Here is a 15,486-nt window from a genome sequence, read left to right on the forward strand (position 1 = left end):
ATCCTTCTCGCATGATGGTTGGTCAGGACAAGGAGTCCTGAACCGGGCAGCCGGTTGCAGGGGTAGCGCCGATCCGGGTTGCCCATGCGACGGACGGTGCTTTTATCGGCCTTGCGCGCCGATTCCTCGCTCGATCAGGGCATTGGCGATGGCGGCAACCTCCTCGGCGGGGCGGCTGTCGTCCCACACGCCGTAGCGCAGGCCCAGAAACACGTTCATGCCCATGATCGCCCAGGCATGGACCTCTTCGACGTCGGGCCGCACGTCGCCGCGGGCTGCGGCGCTGGTGAGGCGCGCGGCCATGCGGCTGGCGGTATTTTCATAATGGGCGCGATAGGCGGCGGCATCGACGAATTCGGATTCGTCGATGATGCGGTAGATTTCCTTGTGGGTGCGGGCGAACTCCAGGAAGCTCAACAGGCCGATCCGTTCCGCGTCGATGCCGTCGCGCGCCTGCGCGATGCGGGGCGATACATAGTCGCGCACCTGGCCCGACATGTCGTTCACCAGCGCGCGGAAGATGTCGTCCTTGGTATCGAAATAGGTGTAGAAGCTGCCGAGCGCGCAGCCCGCCCGGCGGGTGATGCCGCTAATCGACCCGTCATGAAATCCCTTCTCGCCAAATTCCGCCGCAGCGGCCGACAGCAGGGCGCGGCGGGTGCGTTCCCCGCGCGCGGTGCGGGGCGTCTTGTCATCCTTTGCGGCGCCTTGGTCGGTCATCTCCACTCCTGAATATCGTGTATTTTTTGCCGCACCGGCGCGCTCTCATCTCCTGCCTCTTATTTCAAGTTGAAAGCTGGTTCAACTTTCATTATCGAATGGGCAAGGCAAAGCGACCCGGTAGACCGGGCGCGCCATTTTCAGGAGAGGACCGACCCGATGAAGGCCCATCAGACCATTCGTGCGATTGCCCTCGCTTCGGCCGCGTGGGGCGGCATGATCGCGCTGCCTGCACTGGCGCAGAACGCCCCGCCGCAGGCCGCCGCCGACGAGGATGGCGCAGCGATCGTCGTCACCGCGCGCCGGCGCGAGGAAACCCTGGTCAGCGTGCCGATCGCGGTCAGCGCCTTTTCCGGCGAAGCGCTGGAGCGGGGCGGTGCGATCGATATCACGGACCTCGCCAACGTCACCCCCAACACCACGCTGGAGGCGTCGCGCGGCACCAATTCGACGCTGACCGCCTTCATTCGCGGCGTGGGTCAGCAAGATCCGGTGTCGGGTTTCGAACAGGGCGTGGGCATCTATTTGGACGATGTCTATCTCAACCGGCCGCAGGGCGCGCTGCTCGACATTTATGATGTGGAACGGATCGAGGTGCTGCGCGGGCCGCAGGGCACGCTTTATGGCCGCAACACGATCGGCGGCGCGGTGAAATATGTGACCAAGCTGCTGCCGCAGGATTTCGCGCTGAAGGTGAAGGGCACCTATGGCAGCTATGATCAGGCGGACGGGATCGTCACGGCGTCGGCGCCGATCGGCGACCTGATCCGCGTCGGTGGCGCCTTTGCCCGCCTGTCGCGCGGCGGGTTCGGCAAGAATCTCACCACCGGGCAGGAAAATTACAACAAGGATATCTGGGCCGGGCGCGCCACCTTCGAAATGGGCGGCTATGGCGAACCGGTGCTGGTGCGCATCACCGGCGACTATAGCAAGGACAAGAGCAGTCCGCGCGGCGGCCATCGGCTGATCCCCGGACAGGCGTCGGGCGCGCCGGTGCTGGACAATGTGTTCGATACGCGCGGCGGCCTGCTCGACCCCCGGCAGCAGGTGAAGTCCTACGGCCTGTCGATGAATATCTCGGCCGAATTGAACGATGTCTTCACGCTGAAATCGATCAGCGCCTGGCGCAAGGATGATAGCGCGTCGCCGATCGATTTCGACGCGCTGCCCGCCGTCGATGTCGACGTGCCGGCCTTCTACCGCAATGAGCAGCTGAGCCAGGAAGTGCAGTTGCAGGTCGATGCCGGGCCGCTGAAGGGCATGATCGGTTTCTATTATCTGGATGCCAGCGCCGACACGCAGTTCGACACGCGCATCTTCACCACGCTGGCGGGGCTGACGGCGTTCACCCAAGCGGATGTCGATACCGAAACCTATGCGATCTTCGGCGACTTCACCTATGATTTCAGCCCGCAGTTCAGCGTGTCGGCGGGTGGCCGCTATACGTGGGACGAGCGGCGCGCGGATATCCTTCGGCAAAATTATCTAGGCGGCGGATCGCCGGTCTTCGGCGGCGCTGGCCTGCCATTCGGCGCGCCCAGCACCGATTTCCGGGGCGTGGCGAAATATAAGAAATTCACGCCGCGCTTCTCCGTCAGCTACAAGCCGACGCAGGATCACAATATCTATGCCAGCTATTCCAAGGGCTTCAAGGGCGGCGGCTTCGACCCGCGCGGCGTGGGCACCAATGCGCCGGACCTGAATGGCGACGGCATCCGGCAGGATAGCGAAATCGCCTCCTTCCTCAGCTTCCGTCCCGAAGAAGTGGACAGCTATGAGGTCGGTTATAAGGGCAATTTCATGGACGGCGCGCTCTATGTCGCGGTCGCGGGCTTCTATGCCGATTATAAGGATGTACAGATTCCGGGGTCGGTCGCCTGCACCGTCAATGTCGGCGGAGTAGCGACGCCGTCCTTCTGCGGCATCGTGTCCAATGCGGGCAAGGCGCGGTTCAAGGGGCTGGAGTTCGAAAGCAACGCGCGGCTGGGCCGCGATCTGCTATCCAGTGGTGACCGGCTGAACCTGGCCACCGCGATCGGTTATATCGATGCGGAATATCGGGAATATATCACCAATATTGGCGGCGTGCCGACCGATGTGGCGCAATATCGCCGGGTGCAGAATACGCCCAAATGGACGGCGAGCGGGACGCTGAGCTACAACAGGCCGGTGGGCGACGGCAGCCTCTATATGGGCACTACGGTTTCCTGGCGGTCCAAGACCTATCAGTTCGAAATTCCCAACCCCTATATCGACCAGGGCGGCTATGCGCTGTGGGACGCCAGCATCGTCTATACCGCGCCCAGCGACCGATGGACGATCGGCGTCCACGGCAAGAACATCCTGGACAAGGCATATAAGACGTCGGGCTATACCTTCGTCGCGGCCAACCCGGTGACAGGCGCCATCATCAACAATGCGGCCGGCTTCCCGACGCCATCGCTGGGGCGTGAAGGGACGCTGACCGCCTTTTACGGCAATCCGCGGCAGGTGTTCGTGACGGGGACAGTGAAGTTCTGACCTAGCCTGCCCGTCCGTTCGGTTCGAGCTTGTCGAGAACCTTCACGCAACGGTTCTCGACAAGCTCGAACTAAACGGAGATGGTTGAAAGCCTTATGACCGACCGAACCACCTCCCCCGCCTATCGCGGTGTCGTTCTGGCGATGCTGCTGCTGGTCTATACGTTCAACTTTCTCGACCGGCAGATCCTGGGCATCCTCGCCGGGCCGATCAAGGCGGAGCTGGGGCTGAGCGATACGCAACTCGGCGCGCTGGGTGGGATCGCCTTTGCTTTGCTCTATTCGACGCTGGCGATTCCGCTGGCGTTGCTGGCGGACCGGACCAGCCGCACCTGGGTCATCACCGTCAGCCTTGCGATCTGGAGCGGCTTCACCGCCCTGTGCGGGGTCGCAAGCAGCTTTACCCAGATGTTCCTGTTCCGCATCGGCGTGGGCGTGGGGGAGGCTGGCGGCGTCGCGCCCTCCTATGCGGTGATTGCCGACTATTTCCCGGCGCATCAGCGGGCGCGGGCGCTGTCCATCTATTCGCTCGGCATCCCCTTGGGGTCGGCCGGTGGCGTGCTGCTGGGCGGCTATATCGCGCAGACGGTGGAGTGGCGCACGGCCTTCATCGCGGTCGGCCTGCTGGGCATCCTGATCGCGCCCATCTTTCGCCTTGTGGTGCGGGAGCCGGCGCGGCCGGTGCAAAGTGGCGCGGCGGTGCCGGTGTCGGCGGTGTTCGGCATCCTTGCGGCCAAGCGCAGCTTCTGGATGCTGGCGCTCGGCGCGGCATGCAGTTCGATGTGCGGCTATGGCGTGGCCTTCTGGCTGCCCAGCCTGCTGATGCGCAGCTTTGGCCTCGACATATTGGGCGCGGGGCAGTTTCTGGGCGGACTGCTGCTGATCGGCGGGGTGGCGGGCGTGTTACTGGGCGGCTTCCTGGGCGATGCGATGGGCGGCAGGGACAAGGCCTATTATGCCTGGGTGCCGGCGGTCAGCTATGTGATCGGCATGCCGCTGTTCGTGGTCGGCGTGTTGTCGAGCAGCGTCACCTTCGCCTTCGCCCTGTTCCTGATCCCGCAGGCCTTGGTCTATGTCTGGCTGGGACCGGTGCTGACCGCCGTGCAGCATCTGGTGCCGCCCCATATGCGGGCGAGTGCGGCGGCGACCTTCCTGCTGATCAACAATCTGGTCGGGCTGGGACTGGGCAGCTGGAGCGTGGGGGCGCTGTCCGACGCGCTGACGCCGACCTATGGGGTCGAAGCATTACGCTATGCGATCGTCGCGGCGCTGGGCTTCTACCTGCTCGCCGGGCTGTTCATGGCGCTGGCTGGCAAGGCGCTGCGCAAGGATTGGGTTGTGGCGTGATGCGGACTCATTAGGCCGTTCCCCGGCGAAAGCCGGGGTCCAGTCCCATGCTCAGAACTGGACCCCGGTCTTCGCCGGGGAACTGGACGAGACAGCGAGTGAGACAGCTGAATAGATAGGATGGTTTCGTGAATGAACGGAAGCAATCCGCCCATTCATGATTTCAGGTCATAAATTACCGTTCCTTGGTGGCGCTGAACTTCACCTTGGGGTGGCGTTCCTGCTGGTAGCCGATGTCCCAGGCGCTCCGCGCCATGAAGACGAGGTTGCCGTCGCGATCCTTGGCCATGTTGGCGCCATTATAGCTGACCAGATCCTTGACCGCCGCATCGTCGCCGCTGATCCAGCGGGCGGTGTCGAAGGGTGCGGGTTCTAGCCCCGCCGCCACCTTATATTCGGCTTCAAGCCGGCTGATCAGCACTTCGAGCTGAAGCTGTCCGACGACGCCGACGATCCAATTGCTGCCGATTTCGGGATAGAAAACCTGGATGACGCCCTCTTCGCTGAGGTCGTCCAGAGCCTTGCGCAACTGCTTGGTCTTGGTCGGGTCTTTCAACTGCACGCGGCGCAATATTTCCGGCGCGAAATTGGGCAGGCCGGTGAAGCGCAGGCCCGGCTTTTCGGAGAGCGTGTCGCCCACGCGCAGCGCGCCATGGTTGGGGATGCCGATGATGTCGCCGGGGAAGGCCTCATCCGCCAGCTCGCGGTCCTGCGCGAAGAAGAGGATGGGCGAGTGGACGGCCAGCGCCTTGCCACTGCCCGACGGCGTCAGCTTCATGCCGCGCCGGAACTTGCCGGAGACGAGGCGCATGAAGGCGATGCGGTCGCGGTGCATAGGGTCCATATTGGCCTGCACCTTGAAGATGAAGCCGGTGACTTCGCTCTGGTCGGGTTCGACGGCGGCGGGTTCGGCGGGCTGCGAGCGCGGCGAGGGGGCGTGGGCGGACAGGGCGTCGATCAGCTCGGTGACGCCGAACAGTTTCAGGGCCGATCCGAAATAGACCGGGGTCAGGTCGCCCGCGCGATAGCGGTCGAGGTCGAATTCGGCATAGCCGCCCTGCGCCAGCTCGGCCTCCTCACGCAATTTGGCGAGCGCGCGGTCGGACAGATGATCGGCGAGTTTCGGATCATTCAGGTCGCTGAACTGCTGGCGCGTGCCGTCGAATTCGCGGCTGGGTCCGCTGGGCTGCATCAGCCGGTTGGTGGCGAAGTCGTAAATGCCCTCGAACTCGCCGCCCATACCGGCGGGCCAGCTCATCGGGCAGACGTCGAGTTGCAGCTGGTCGGCGACTTCGTCCAGCAGGCCGAAGGTTTCGCGCCCTTCGCGATCGACCTTGTTGACGAAGGTGATGATGGGCAGGTTGCGCAGGCGGCAGACTTCGAACAGCTTACGCGTCTGCGGCTCGATGCCCTTGGCCGCGTCGATCACCATGACGGCGGAATCCACGGCGGTCAGGGTGCGATAAGTGTCTTCGCTGAAATCTTCATGGCCCGGCGTGTCGAGCAGGTTGAAGGTGATGGTTTCGCCGTCGCGCGTGCGCTCGAACGTCATGACCGAACTGGTCACGGAAATGCCGCGCTGCTGCTCGATCTTCATCCAGTCGGACCGGGCGCGGCGGTTGGCGCCGCGCGCCTTGACCTCGCCGGCCAGATGGATGGCGCCGCCTTCCAGCAGCAGCTTTTCCGTCAGCGTGGTCTTACCGGCGTCCGGGTGGGAAATGATCGCGAAGGTGCGGCGGGATGGGATGGTCATCTAATCAGTCATTCTAATTCGTCATTCCCGCGCAGGCGGGAATCCATCTCCTGACCATGCGGCAGGAGGCGGGGTTGGGAGATAGATTGGCTTACGCCGAATTTCATTTCCCGCCTACGCGGGAATGACGGAAAAAAATAGTGGTCAGTCGATGAGCGTCACGTCCATGCGGAAGCTGCGGGCATTGCCCGGTGCCAGTCGGATGATCCCCTGCTTGTCCCACACATCGCCGGTAAAGCCGACCAGATCGGCCATCCCGGCCCAGGGTTCGACGCACAGATAATGGGCGCCGGGCTTTTGCCAGAGGCCGAGCCAGGGCGTGTCGGGGAAATCGATCTTGAGGTGCGGCCGGCCCGGCACGCCCCAGGTCAGCGACCGGCTGGCCAGATCGTCCCAGATCAGTGCGTCGCCATCGAACATCGCATAAGTCGGAGCGAGGGTGTCGCCGTCCACCGGAGATGGGGTGGTTTCACGGGCGATGAGGCCGGGTTCGGCACCGACCTTGCGGATGGGGGCGGGTTCGGGCTTTTCGAAGCGGATGCGATGATCCTCCACCGCGCCGCCATAGGGCAAGGGCCAGGCGAAGGCGGGATGATAGCCGAAGGAGAAAGGCATGTCGGCCTCCCCCCGGTTGGTGACGGTCGCGGTCATGCGCAGCGTGGCGTCTTCAATCGCGAACGCCATGTCGAGGCGGAAGTCGAAGGGATAGGCGCCGTGGCTTTCCTCGTCCGCCTCCAGCCGCAGGGTAAGGCTGGCCTCGTCCTGATCGACCGGCACGAACGACTTGCGGCGCGCGAAGCCATGCTGGGGCATGGCATGTTCCTGCCCGTCGAGGCGGTAGACGTCGCCGCGCGATCGGCCGACGAAGGGGAAGAGCAGCGGGGCGTGGCCCGTCCACCAGCGCGGATCGGCATCGGTCATCAGCGCGCGGCCTTCGCCGTCGGTCAGCGACCAGAGTTCGGCACCAAGCGGGTCGATGGTGGCGGAAAGAGCGGACGAGGCGATGGTGAAACGCGGGTCGGATTCGGGCAAGGAAGGGCCTCCTGCATAAGGTTTGTCGTCGCATAGCGGGGCCGCGATCCCCTGTCTCCTTCGCTGTTCGTTTCGGAAGGGAACCGATGGCATCGATCGCTGGTTCTGCGCAGCGGAGGATCACAATGAAATCTATCGCAATCGCAACCGCCCTGGCGCTGCTTATGCCCTGCGCCGCGCTCGCCCAGAAACAGGACCAGTCCGCGGACAAGGCCAATCAGGAAGAGGCGAAGAAGAAAGAGGGCAATCTGGATAAGGCGGGCAAGATCGCCACCCAGCCGGCCCGCGATGTGGGGCTGGACAAGGAGGAGATTCCCCCGGTCCTGCTGAAGGCGGTGGAAAATCCCTATGCCGCGCCGCCATCGCGCAGTTGTACAGGGTTGAAGGCGTCGCTCGGCGAACTCAATGCCGTGCTGGGCGACGATTTCACCGTGGGCGCCACGGCGAACGAGAACCGCACCGGCAAGATTGCGACGGCGGTCGGCAAGACGGTGGTCAATTCGCTGATCCCCTTCCGGGGCCTTGTGCGCGAAATCAGCGGCGCGGCCCCGGCCGAGCGGCGCCTGCAGGCGGCGGTGACGGCCGGCATCGCGCGGCGCGGCTATCTGCGCGGGATGGCGGCGGCCAAGGGGTGCAAGGTGGTGAGTTAAGATCGACTTTCTACGCCTGACGTCATGCTGAACTTGGTTCAGCATGACGTTTAATAGGAAGGATGATGTTGTGGGCCGGATAGGCGTTATCAAAACACGCTTCCGCTTGGCCCATTTGCCCCTATATGGGCGGCCATGACCGACCAGCCTACTCTTGCCGATCTTCAGGAAGAATATGAATTTCTGGATGCCGACGATCGCTATCGGCTGCTGATCGATCTGGGGCGTGGGCTGGAGGATATGCCCGACGCGCTCAAGACCGACGCGACGTTGGTGCGCGGCTGTTCGGCGGCGGTGTGGGTCTATCCCACCGTACGCGATGACGGGCGACTGCATTTCCTGGCGGACAGCAATGCGGCGATCACCAAGGGGATCATCGCGCTGGTGCTGTTGACCGTGCAGGATCGCGCGCCGGCAGACATTGCGGCGGCCGATATCGAAGGCGCGCTGGCGCCGTTCGATTTGAAGAACCAGCTCAGTTCCAACCGGACCCAGGGCATCCCGAACATGATCGCGCTGATCCGCGAAACGGCGGGTCGTTACACCGCCTGAAGGAAACTCCCGGCCGGTTCAGACATTGTCCTTCCGTAACCATTTCGGAAGGACAGGACGCGATGCGCGCCATTTTGATGATTGCGACCGTCGCCACGCTGGCGGCCTGCGGCGACAACAAGCCCAAGGAACCGACCCAGCGCGAGCAGATCGGCCAGGTGTGGAAATATGAGGGCGCTGAAAATGGCGGCCGGCCCAAGGTCGCCTATATCGGCAGCGCGAACAGCGTGCAGACGATGACCGCGCCCGACACATTTTCGGTCCTGCTGGTCCAGCCATTGAAGGAGGGCGGCGCCGACGTCACGGTCAAGCTGGTCGGCGCGCCCTTCACCTGCGACCTGTCGGACTGCCGGATCACGGCCACCACCGACGACGGGAAGAAGCATGAGTGGAAGGGGCGGATGGCGACCAATGACGACGGCATCGCGATCGCGCCGTCGCAGGGCGCCTATGGCGTGATCAAGGATGCCAAGAGCGTGAAGGTCGACCTGGTGGTGGATGGCAAGAGCCAGACGGCGCCGTTCGAGTTCAATGTCGCCGGGCTGGATCTGAAGGGGTAGAGCCTCCCTCCGAACGGAAATTGTAGCTTTTATTCCTGCAACGATACGCCAGGGCTGCGCGGGTCGGCGGCGCCCTGCCAGTGGCCGTCGGGCAGGCGTTCGGCGGCATTGGCCTTCAGACCCATCTTGTTGACGCTGACGCGGTGGCCGAGCTTCTCCAGCGGGGCCTTCATCGCTTCCAGCGACGTGCCCTGTTCCACCACCAGCCCGTTGCCGTCGAAGAAGAGCAGGCCGTGCGCGATCGAATCCTGCGCCGACAGGCCCCAGTCGAGATGGGCGATCAGCGCCTTGGCGACCTGCATGATGATGGTCTTGCCGCCCGCCGCGCCGACGGTGAAGACGGGCGTGCCCTTGTCGTCATAGACGATGGTGGGCGACATGGAGGAAAGGGGGCGCTTGCCCGCTTCCACCCGGTTGGCGACCGGCTTGCCGTCCTTTTCGGGGGTGAAGCTGAAATCGGTCAGTTCGTTGTTCAGAATCACGCCGTTGGCGATCAGCTGGCTGCCGAAGAAGCTTTCGATCGTGGAGGTCCAGGCGGCGATGTCGCCATTGCGGTCCACCGCGACGAAATGGCTGGTGCCGCTTTCGGGTTGGGGCAGCGACGCGGTGCGCGGCTGCGCGCCGGGGGGCGTGCCGGGCTTATAGGCACCCAGCGCCTTGTTCAGGCGGATGAGCGAGGAGCGCTGTTTCAGATAGGCGGGGTCGATCATGCCGCTGACGGGCACCGATACGAACTCCGGGTCGCCCAGCCATGTGTCGCGATCGGCATAGGCCAGTTGCATCGCTTCGCCGATGACATGCCAGCTGCGCGGATCATCCTTGCCCCATTGGGCCAGCGGGAAGCGCTCCACCATGCCGAGAATTTCCAGCACGGTCACGCCGCCGGCCGACACCGGACCCATGCCGCACACGGTATAGGCGCGATAATGACCGCAGACCGGCTTGCGCGGCTTGGCCTGATAGCCGGCCAGGTCGGCCTCCGTCATCGGCACCGGGTTTTTGGGCGCGTTGGTGACGGCCTGGCTGATCAGGCGGGCATTTTCACCTGTGTAGAAGGCATCCGGGCCTTCCGCCGCGATCCGCTTGAACAGGGCCGCCAGCGGCAGGTTTTTCAGGTGCGTGCCCACCGGCGGCGGGGCGCCGTCGATCCAGAAGGCTTTCTGGATTTCCGGGAAATCGGCCCAGATATTCTGGGTAGCGCGCAGGGCGGTGGCGGTGCGTTCGCCAAGGTCGAAGCCATCTTGCGCATAGCGGATCGCGGGTGCGAACAGATCAGCCCAGGGCAGCTTGCCCCATTTTTTATGCGCATCCCACGCCATGCGCAGATTGCCCGGCACGCCGGCCGAATAGCCGCCCGGCCACGCCTGAATGAAGGGCAGGGGCTTGCCGTCCGGTCCCATGAAGCGATCCGGCCGCGCGGCGGCGGGCGCGGTTTCGCGGCCGTCGATGGATTCCAGCAGGCCGGTCTTGCCGTCATGATGCATCAAGAAGCCGCCGCCGCCGATACCGCTATTGTGCGGCTCCACGACATTGAGCGTCAGCATCATCGCGATCGCGGCGTCGGTGGCGCTGCCGCCCTTGCGCAATATCTCCTGCCCTGCCTGCGCCGCGCGCGGATCGGCGGCGGACACGGTGGCGTTGGTCGACACCGGCTCGCGGGCGAGGACAGCGGGCGCGGGTGCAAGAGCGAGAAGGGCGAGGGGGGCCAGCAGGCCAGGAAGGCGGGATGTCATGGCCGCCACCCTAATCGTTACGTTGTGCGCTGCAACCCTTTCGGGCGGGTTTGGGGAAGAGTGAGAGGTGGGTAACGAGCGGAAGCGGTCCTTCCTTCTCCCTTGGAGGGAGAAGGATACGAAGCCTTGCCGCGTAGCGGCTAGGCGGAGTTGGATGAGGGGGAACTAGCGCAAGACTGGCGTATTGCCGTGAGGTTTCTCCCCCTCACCCAACCCTTAAGGCTGCCGAATATCCACGCCGACGATCTCCGCGACGTTCTTTACGCCATCCCGCGTCATTAGGGCCTTCAGGCCAGCGTTGATGCGTTTGGCCAGATACGGCCCTTCATAGACCAGCGCGCTGTAGAGCTGGACCAGCGAGGCGCCGGCGCGGATGCGGGCATAGGCCTGTTCCGCAGTGGCGATGCCGCCGACGCCGATCAGCGGCAGGCGGGCGCCCAGAAGACGGCGAAAGTCCCGCAGCCGTTCCAGCGACAGGTCGGTCAGCGGCGCGCCCGACAGGCCGCCTGCTTCGCCGGCATGGGCCGATCGCAGGGCTGGGCGGGTGATGGTGGTGTTGGACACGATCAGGGCGTCGACGCGGTGGTCGAGGCAGGCGGCGGCGATATCGTCCACATCGGCCGGTTCCAGATCGGGCGCGACCTTCAGGAAGATCGGCGTCGCATGGCCGCCGCGTGCCGCCATGACGGCGGACAGCAGATCGTCCAGCGCTGCCCGGCCCTGCAAGGCGCGCAGGCCCGGCGTGTTGGGGGAGGAGATGTTGACGGTCAGATAGTCGGCCAGCGGCGCCATGCAGGTCACGCCGGTGACATAATCGGCGATGCCGCGCCCGGCGGCCGTCGCGTCCTTGTTCGCGCCGATATTGATGCCGATGACGGGGCCTTGGCCGATCGGCCGGCGATAGCGGGCGATGCGGTCCGCCGCCGCGCCTTGGCCGCCATTGTTGAAGCCGAAGCGGTTGATGACGGCGCGGTCCTCCACCAGGCGGAACAGGCGCGGCTGGGGATTGCCCGGTTGCGCCAGCGGGGTCAGCGTGCCCAGTTCCGCAAAGCCGAAGCCCAGGCCATGCATCTTGTGCGCGATCCGCCCATCCTTGTCATAGCCCGCCGCCAGGCCGACCGGATTGGGGAAGCGGATGCCCGCCACCACCGATTCCAGCATCGGATCGGGCGCGAGCGGCGCGGGCGTCGGCATGAAGCGCAACGCTGCGATCGACAGGTGATGGGCGCGCTCGGCATCCAGGGCGAACAGCAGGGGGCGGATCAGGCGATAGGACATGCGCCAAGCCTATGCCAGCGGACCGCCAATCCGTCGAGAGCCTGTTGCCGTGCAGCAACAGAGGCCGCTCTTGGTTATTTCATGACAAGAAACGTCATGAATGAGACCGTTTGCAGCGGAAAAATGTCCGTTTCATCCAATAAAGTTGCTGTGATTCAGGCGTAAAGCCGCCTTGCGACCCGAAGGCTCTCAGGCCTATGGCCTATGAGACCTTTTACTGACCCGGCGATGAAAATCGCCGGGTCATTTTTTTGGGTCCACGACTGCTAGATGTCGAAAAACTTTACGCTTTTCCCTTTCGAACGCTTGCACCGCCGTCGCGTTGGCGCATAGTAATCGCCAGGGGTGAAAAAATGGGGTCGCATCATAGCGAAAATGCGGTACGCGCCGTTGCGCTGCCGGATGACCGGGGGCCGCTTTCCTATGCGGTCGATGCGGCACAGGGGCCGGTGCGGTTGCGCTATTTCGCGGCGCCGCCGCATTTGCGGCCTTATTTCGGCTCGCTCTATTTCTTCACCGTGTCCGCCGATCACTATGCCGACGCCACCCGTGCCGATGTGCCGCAGTTGCGGCTGACGCTGGAAGGCGGCGGCCATTATCATTTTCAGGACGGGACGGTGATGGAATCGCCCGACGTCTGCCTGTTGGGGCCGACGATGGGGGCGACGCGATTCGTGCTGGACCGGCCGTTGCGGTTGATGGGCATTTCGCTGCTGCCGGCGGGCTGGGTGGCGCTGCATGGTGGCGAGGCCAGCGTTCTGGCCGACCGCTTGTGCGATCTGGCGGCGGAACGGGGTGAGGTTCATCGGCGCCTGCTGGACGGGCTGCGCGCGCTGGGTGACGATGCCGATGCGATGGCGGCCCTGTGCTGGGCGGAACTGGGGAAGCTGGTCCGACCGTTGCGCCCCGCGACCTGGACGTTGCTGGCGGCGATCGACGCCTGGCTGGTGGGTGAAGGGTCGCCGAAGATCGAGACGCTGGTCGAGGCGACCGACCTGTCGCCGCGCCAGCTCGCGCGGCTGGCGAACAAATATTATGGTGCCCCGCCCAAGATGCTGGCGCGCAAATATCGGGCATTGCGCTGTTCGGCGCGAATCGCGCTGGATGGCGACAGCTGGCAGCAATTATGTGAGGAAGGCGGCTTTTACGACCAGTCGCACTTCATCCGGGAGATCAAGCATTTCATCGGCCTGACCCCGCATCAATTGCAGACCGAGCGGTCGGCGGTCGCGCAATTGACGCTGTTGCGCCGGTCGTTGGGCGGCGACGTGGCCGTGCTGAACCGGTTGAGCTAGGCGTCCCCCAAGCAAAATTTCCTTGATTAAACGCCCCTGTGCGACCACATGCGCCCAATCGGATGGAATCGGTCCGATTTGAGAATGGTTCGCAACTTTGAAGGGCGCGTGACACGACATGAAACTGTCGAGCTTCGCTGACTATGCGGTCGTGCTGATGTCCGCCGCCGCGCGCCATTGTGGCGCAGGAGCGGGGTTTGACCCTGCGACCAACAGGCATCTCAAGATGAACGCGACCACTTTGTCGGCCGAAACCGGCATTCCGCTGCCCACCGCGCAGAAGCTGGTGAGTCGCCTGTCGGCCGCCGGCCTGCTCGAATCGAGCCGGGGCACCGGTGGCGGCGTACGCCTGTCGCGCCCGCCGGCCACCATCACGCTGGCCGATGTGGTGGAGGCGGTCGAAGGGCCGATCGCCATGACCGCGTGTAGCGAACAAGGGGCGCATGACTGCAATCTGGAACAGGATTGCCGCATCCGTCCGCACATGAATGTGGCGAACAATGCCATCCGCGAAGCGCTCGCGGGGGTGACGATCGCCAGTCTGACACGAGAAATGGCATGACTGAACAAGCAACCACCGTTCGCAACCAGGAAGCGCAGGACGCCGCCGATCGCGCGTCGACCTACGAACATGGCTGGTCGTCCGCCATCGAGCAGGACTTCGCGCCCAAGGGGCTGAACGAGGATACGGTCCGCTTCATTTCCGCCAAGAAGAACGAGCCGCAATGGCTGCTCGACTGGCGGCTGAAGGCGTTCGCCATGTGGCAGAAGATGGATGCGCCGGACTGGGCGAAGCTGAACGTCCCGCCGATCGACTATCAGGACGCCTATTATTACGCGGAGCCGAAAAAGAAGATCGAACTGGATTCGCTGGATCAGGTCGATCCCGAAATCCTGGCGACCTATCAGAAGCTGGGCATCCCCATCGCCGAGCAGGAAATGCTGGCCGGTGTGAAGGGCAGCCGCAAGATCGCGGTCGACGCCGTGTTCGACAGCGTCAGCGTCGCCACCACCTTCCGCAAGGAGTTGGAGGAAGCGGGCGTCATCTTCCGCTCGATCAGCGAAGCGGTGCGCGAATTTCCCGATCTGGTGAAGAAGTGGCTGGGCAAGATCGTGCCGATGCACGACAATTATTTCGCCACATTGAACTGCGCGGTCTTTTCCGACGGCACCTTCGTCTACATCCCCAAGGGCGTGCGCTGCCCGATGGAGCTGTCCACCTATTTCCGCATCAATGCGGAGAATACCGGGCAGTTCGAACGCACCCTGATCGTCGCGGACGAGGGCAGCTATGTCTCCTATCTGGAAGGCTGCACCGCGCCGATGCGCGACGAAAATCAGCTGCACGCCGCGGTCGTGGAACTGGTCGCGCTGGACGATGCGGAGATCAAGTACAGCACCGTCCAGAACTGGTATCCCGGTGACGAGAACGGCAAGGGCGGCATCTATAATTTCGTGACCAAGCGGGCGCTGTGTCAGGGCCGCAACAGCAAGGTCAGCTGGACGCAGGTGGAAACCGGATCGGCGATCACCTGGAAATATCCGTCCTGCGTGCTGAACGGCGAGAATAGCGTCGGGGAGTTCTACTCCGTGGCGTTGACCAACAATCTGCAACAGGCCGATACCGGCACCAAGATGATCCACAATGGCAAGGGCACGCGATCGACCATCGTGTCCAAGGGGATCAGCGCCGGGCGTTCGAACAACACCTATCGTGGCCTCGTGCGCGTGGCGCCGGGGGCGGAGGGCGTGCGCAACTTCACCCAGTGCGACAGCCTGTTGCTGGGCGACCAGTGCGGCGCGCATACCGTGCCCTATATCGAGGTGCGCAACCCCAGCGCCCAGATCGAGCATGAAGCGACGACGAGCAAGATCAGCGACGACCAGCTGTTCTACGCCATGCAGCGCGGGCTGGATCAGGAAAGCGCGGTGTCGCTGATCGTCAACGGCTTCGCCAAGGAAGTGCTGCAACAGCTGCCGATGGAATTTGCCGTCGAGGCGCAGAAGCTGTTGGGGATTTCGCTGGAAGGTAGCGTTGGATAATTCA

Annotated in this window: 13 protein-coding genes; 8 read left to right on the forward strand and 5 right to left on the reverse strand. The window is 64.0% G+C overall.

What is annotated here, in order from left to right; all coding sequences use genetic code 11:
- Positions 1 to 102 precede the first annotated feature (102 nt).
- Positions 103 to 720 carry a TetR/AcrR family transcriptional regulator gene (locus tag F4U94_RS13735; RefSeq protein WP_120251074.1) on the reverse strand — a complete coding sequence of 206 codons (618 nt, stop codon included), beginning with the start codon at positions 718 to 720 and terminating at the stop codon, positions 103 to 105.
- A 159-nt stretch (positions 721 to 879) separates the two neighbouring features.
- On the opposite strand from F4U94_RS13735, the gene F4U94_RS13740 reads away from it, so the two are divergent.
- Positions 880 to 3,240 (forward strand): TonB-dependent receptor, encoded by a 2,361-nt coding sequence (locus F4U94_RS13740; protein WP_120251073.1) that lies wholly within the window; start codon positions 880 to 882, stop codon positions 3,238 to 3,240.
- Positions 3,241 to 3,335: 95 nt separating this feature from the next.
- On the forward strand, positions 3,336 to 4,586 hold the full coding sequence (locus tag F4U94_RS13745) for a spinster family MFS transporter (protein ID WP_120251072.1): 1,251 nt from the start codon (positions 3,336 to 3,338) through the stop codon (positions 4,584 to 4,586).
- 175 nt (positions 4,587 to 4,761) lie between these two features.
- Here the strand turns inward: F4U94_RS13745 and F4U94_RS13750 are convergent, their stop codons facing one another.
- Together F4U94_RS13750 and F4U94_RS13755 are read right to left on the reverse strand one after the other, a co-directional pair.
- Positions 4,762 to 6,339 carry a peptide chain release factor 3 gene (locus F4U94_RS13750; protein WP_120251071.1) on the reverse strand — a complete coding sequence of 526 codons (1,578 nt, stop codon included), beginning with the start codon at positions 6,337 to 6,339 and terminating at the stop codon, positions 4,762 to 4,764.
- A 144-nt stretch (positions 6,340 to 6,483) separates the two neighbouring features.
- On the reverse strand, positions 6,484 to 7,371 hold the full coding sequence (locus tag F4U94_RS13755; RefSeq protein WP_232015745.1) for an aldose 1-epimerase family protein: 888 nt from the start codon (positions 7,369 to 7,371) through the stop codon (positions 6,484 to 6,486).
- 125 nt (positions 7,372 to 7,496) lie between these two features.
- Here F4U94_RS13755 and F4U94_RS13760 point away from each other — a divergent pair, with 125 nt between their 5' ends.
- The 3 genes from F4U94_RS13760 to F4U94_RS13770 all read left to right on the forward strand — a co-directional run bounded on the left by F4U94_RS13760 (position 7,497) and on the right by F4U94_RS13770 (position 9,133).
- Positions 7,497 to 8,021, forward strand: coding sequence for a hypothetical protein (locus tag F4U94_RS13760; protein ID WP_120251069.1), 525 nt, complete (start codon positions 7,497 to 7,499; stop codon positions 8,019 to 8,021).
- A 135-nt stretch (positions 8,022 to 8,156) separates the two neighbouring features.
- Positions 8,157 to 8,573, forward strand: a complete 417-nt coding sequence (locus F4U94_RS13765; RefSeq protein WP_120251068.1) for a SufE family protein — start codon at positions 8,157 to 8,159, stop codon at positions 8,571 to 8,573.
- A 62-nt stretch (positions 8,574 to 8,635) separates the two neighbouring features.
- Positions 8,636 to 9,133, forward strand: a complete 498-nt coding sequence (locus tag F4U94_RS13770; RefSeq protein WP_120251067.1) for a hypothetical protein — start codon at positions 8,636 to 8,638, stop codon at positions 9,131 to 9,133.
- A gap of 29 nt (positions 9,134 to 9,162) precedes the next feature.
- Here the strand turns inward: F4U94_RS13770 and ggt are convergent, their stop codons facing one another.
- Both ggt and F4U94_RS13780 read right to left on the reverse strand, forming a co-directional pair.
- Positions 9,163 to 10,866 (reverse strand): gamma-glutamyltransferase, encoded by a 1,704-nt coding sequence (ggt, locus tag F4U94_RS13775; protein ID WP_120251066.1) that lies wholly within the window; start codon positions 10,864 to 10,866, stop codon positions 9,163 to 9,165.
- Between the two features lie 216 nt (positions 10,867 to 11,082).
- On the reverse strand, positions 11,083 to 12,144 hold the full coding sequence (locus F4U94_RS13780; protein ID WP_120251065.1) for a quinone-dependent dihydroorotate dehydrogenase: 1,062 nt from the start codon (positions 12,142 to 12,144) through the stop codon (positions 11,083 to 11,085).
- Between the two features lie 353 nt (positions 12,145 to 12,497).
- Here F4U94_RS13780 and F4U94_RS13785 point away from each other — a divergent pair, with 353 nt between their 5' ends.
- The 3 genes from F4U94_RS13785 (at position 12,498) to sufB (ending at position 15,482) form a co-directional block, all read left to right on the forward strand.
- Positions 12,498 to 13,439: an AraC family transcriptional regulator gene (locus F4U94_RS13785; protein WP_120251064.1), complete on the forward strand. Its 942-nt coding sequence runs from the start codon at positions 12,498 to 12,500 to the stop codon at positions 13,437 to 13,439.
- 118 nt (positions 13,440 to 13,557) lie between these two features.
- Positions 13,558 to 14,001 (forward strand): RrF2 family transcriptional regulator, encoded by a 444-nt coding sequence (locus F4U94_RS13790; protein ID WP_120251063.1) that lies wholly within the window; start codon positions 13,558 to 13,560, stop codon positions 13,999 to 14,001.
- Positions 13,998 to 15,482 carry a Fe-S cluster assembly protein SufB gene (gene sufB, locus F4U94_RS13795; protein ID WP_120251062.1) on the forward strand — a complete coding sequence of 495 codons (1,485 nt, stop codon included), beginning with the start codon at positions 13,998 to 14,000 and terminating at the stop codon, positions 15,480 to 15,482. Before F4U94_RS13790 ends, sufB begins: the two co-directional genes overlap by 4 nt.
- Positions 15,483 to 15,486: the final 4 nt, after the last annotated feature.

The sequence above is a fragment of the Sphingobium limneticum genome (assembly GCF_008710155.1).
GTDB classification, from domain to species: Bacteria; Pseudomonadota; Alphaproteobacteria; order Sphingomonadales; family Sphingomonadaceae; genus Sphingobium; species Sphingobium limneticum.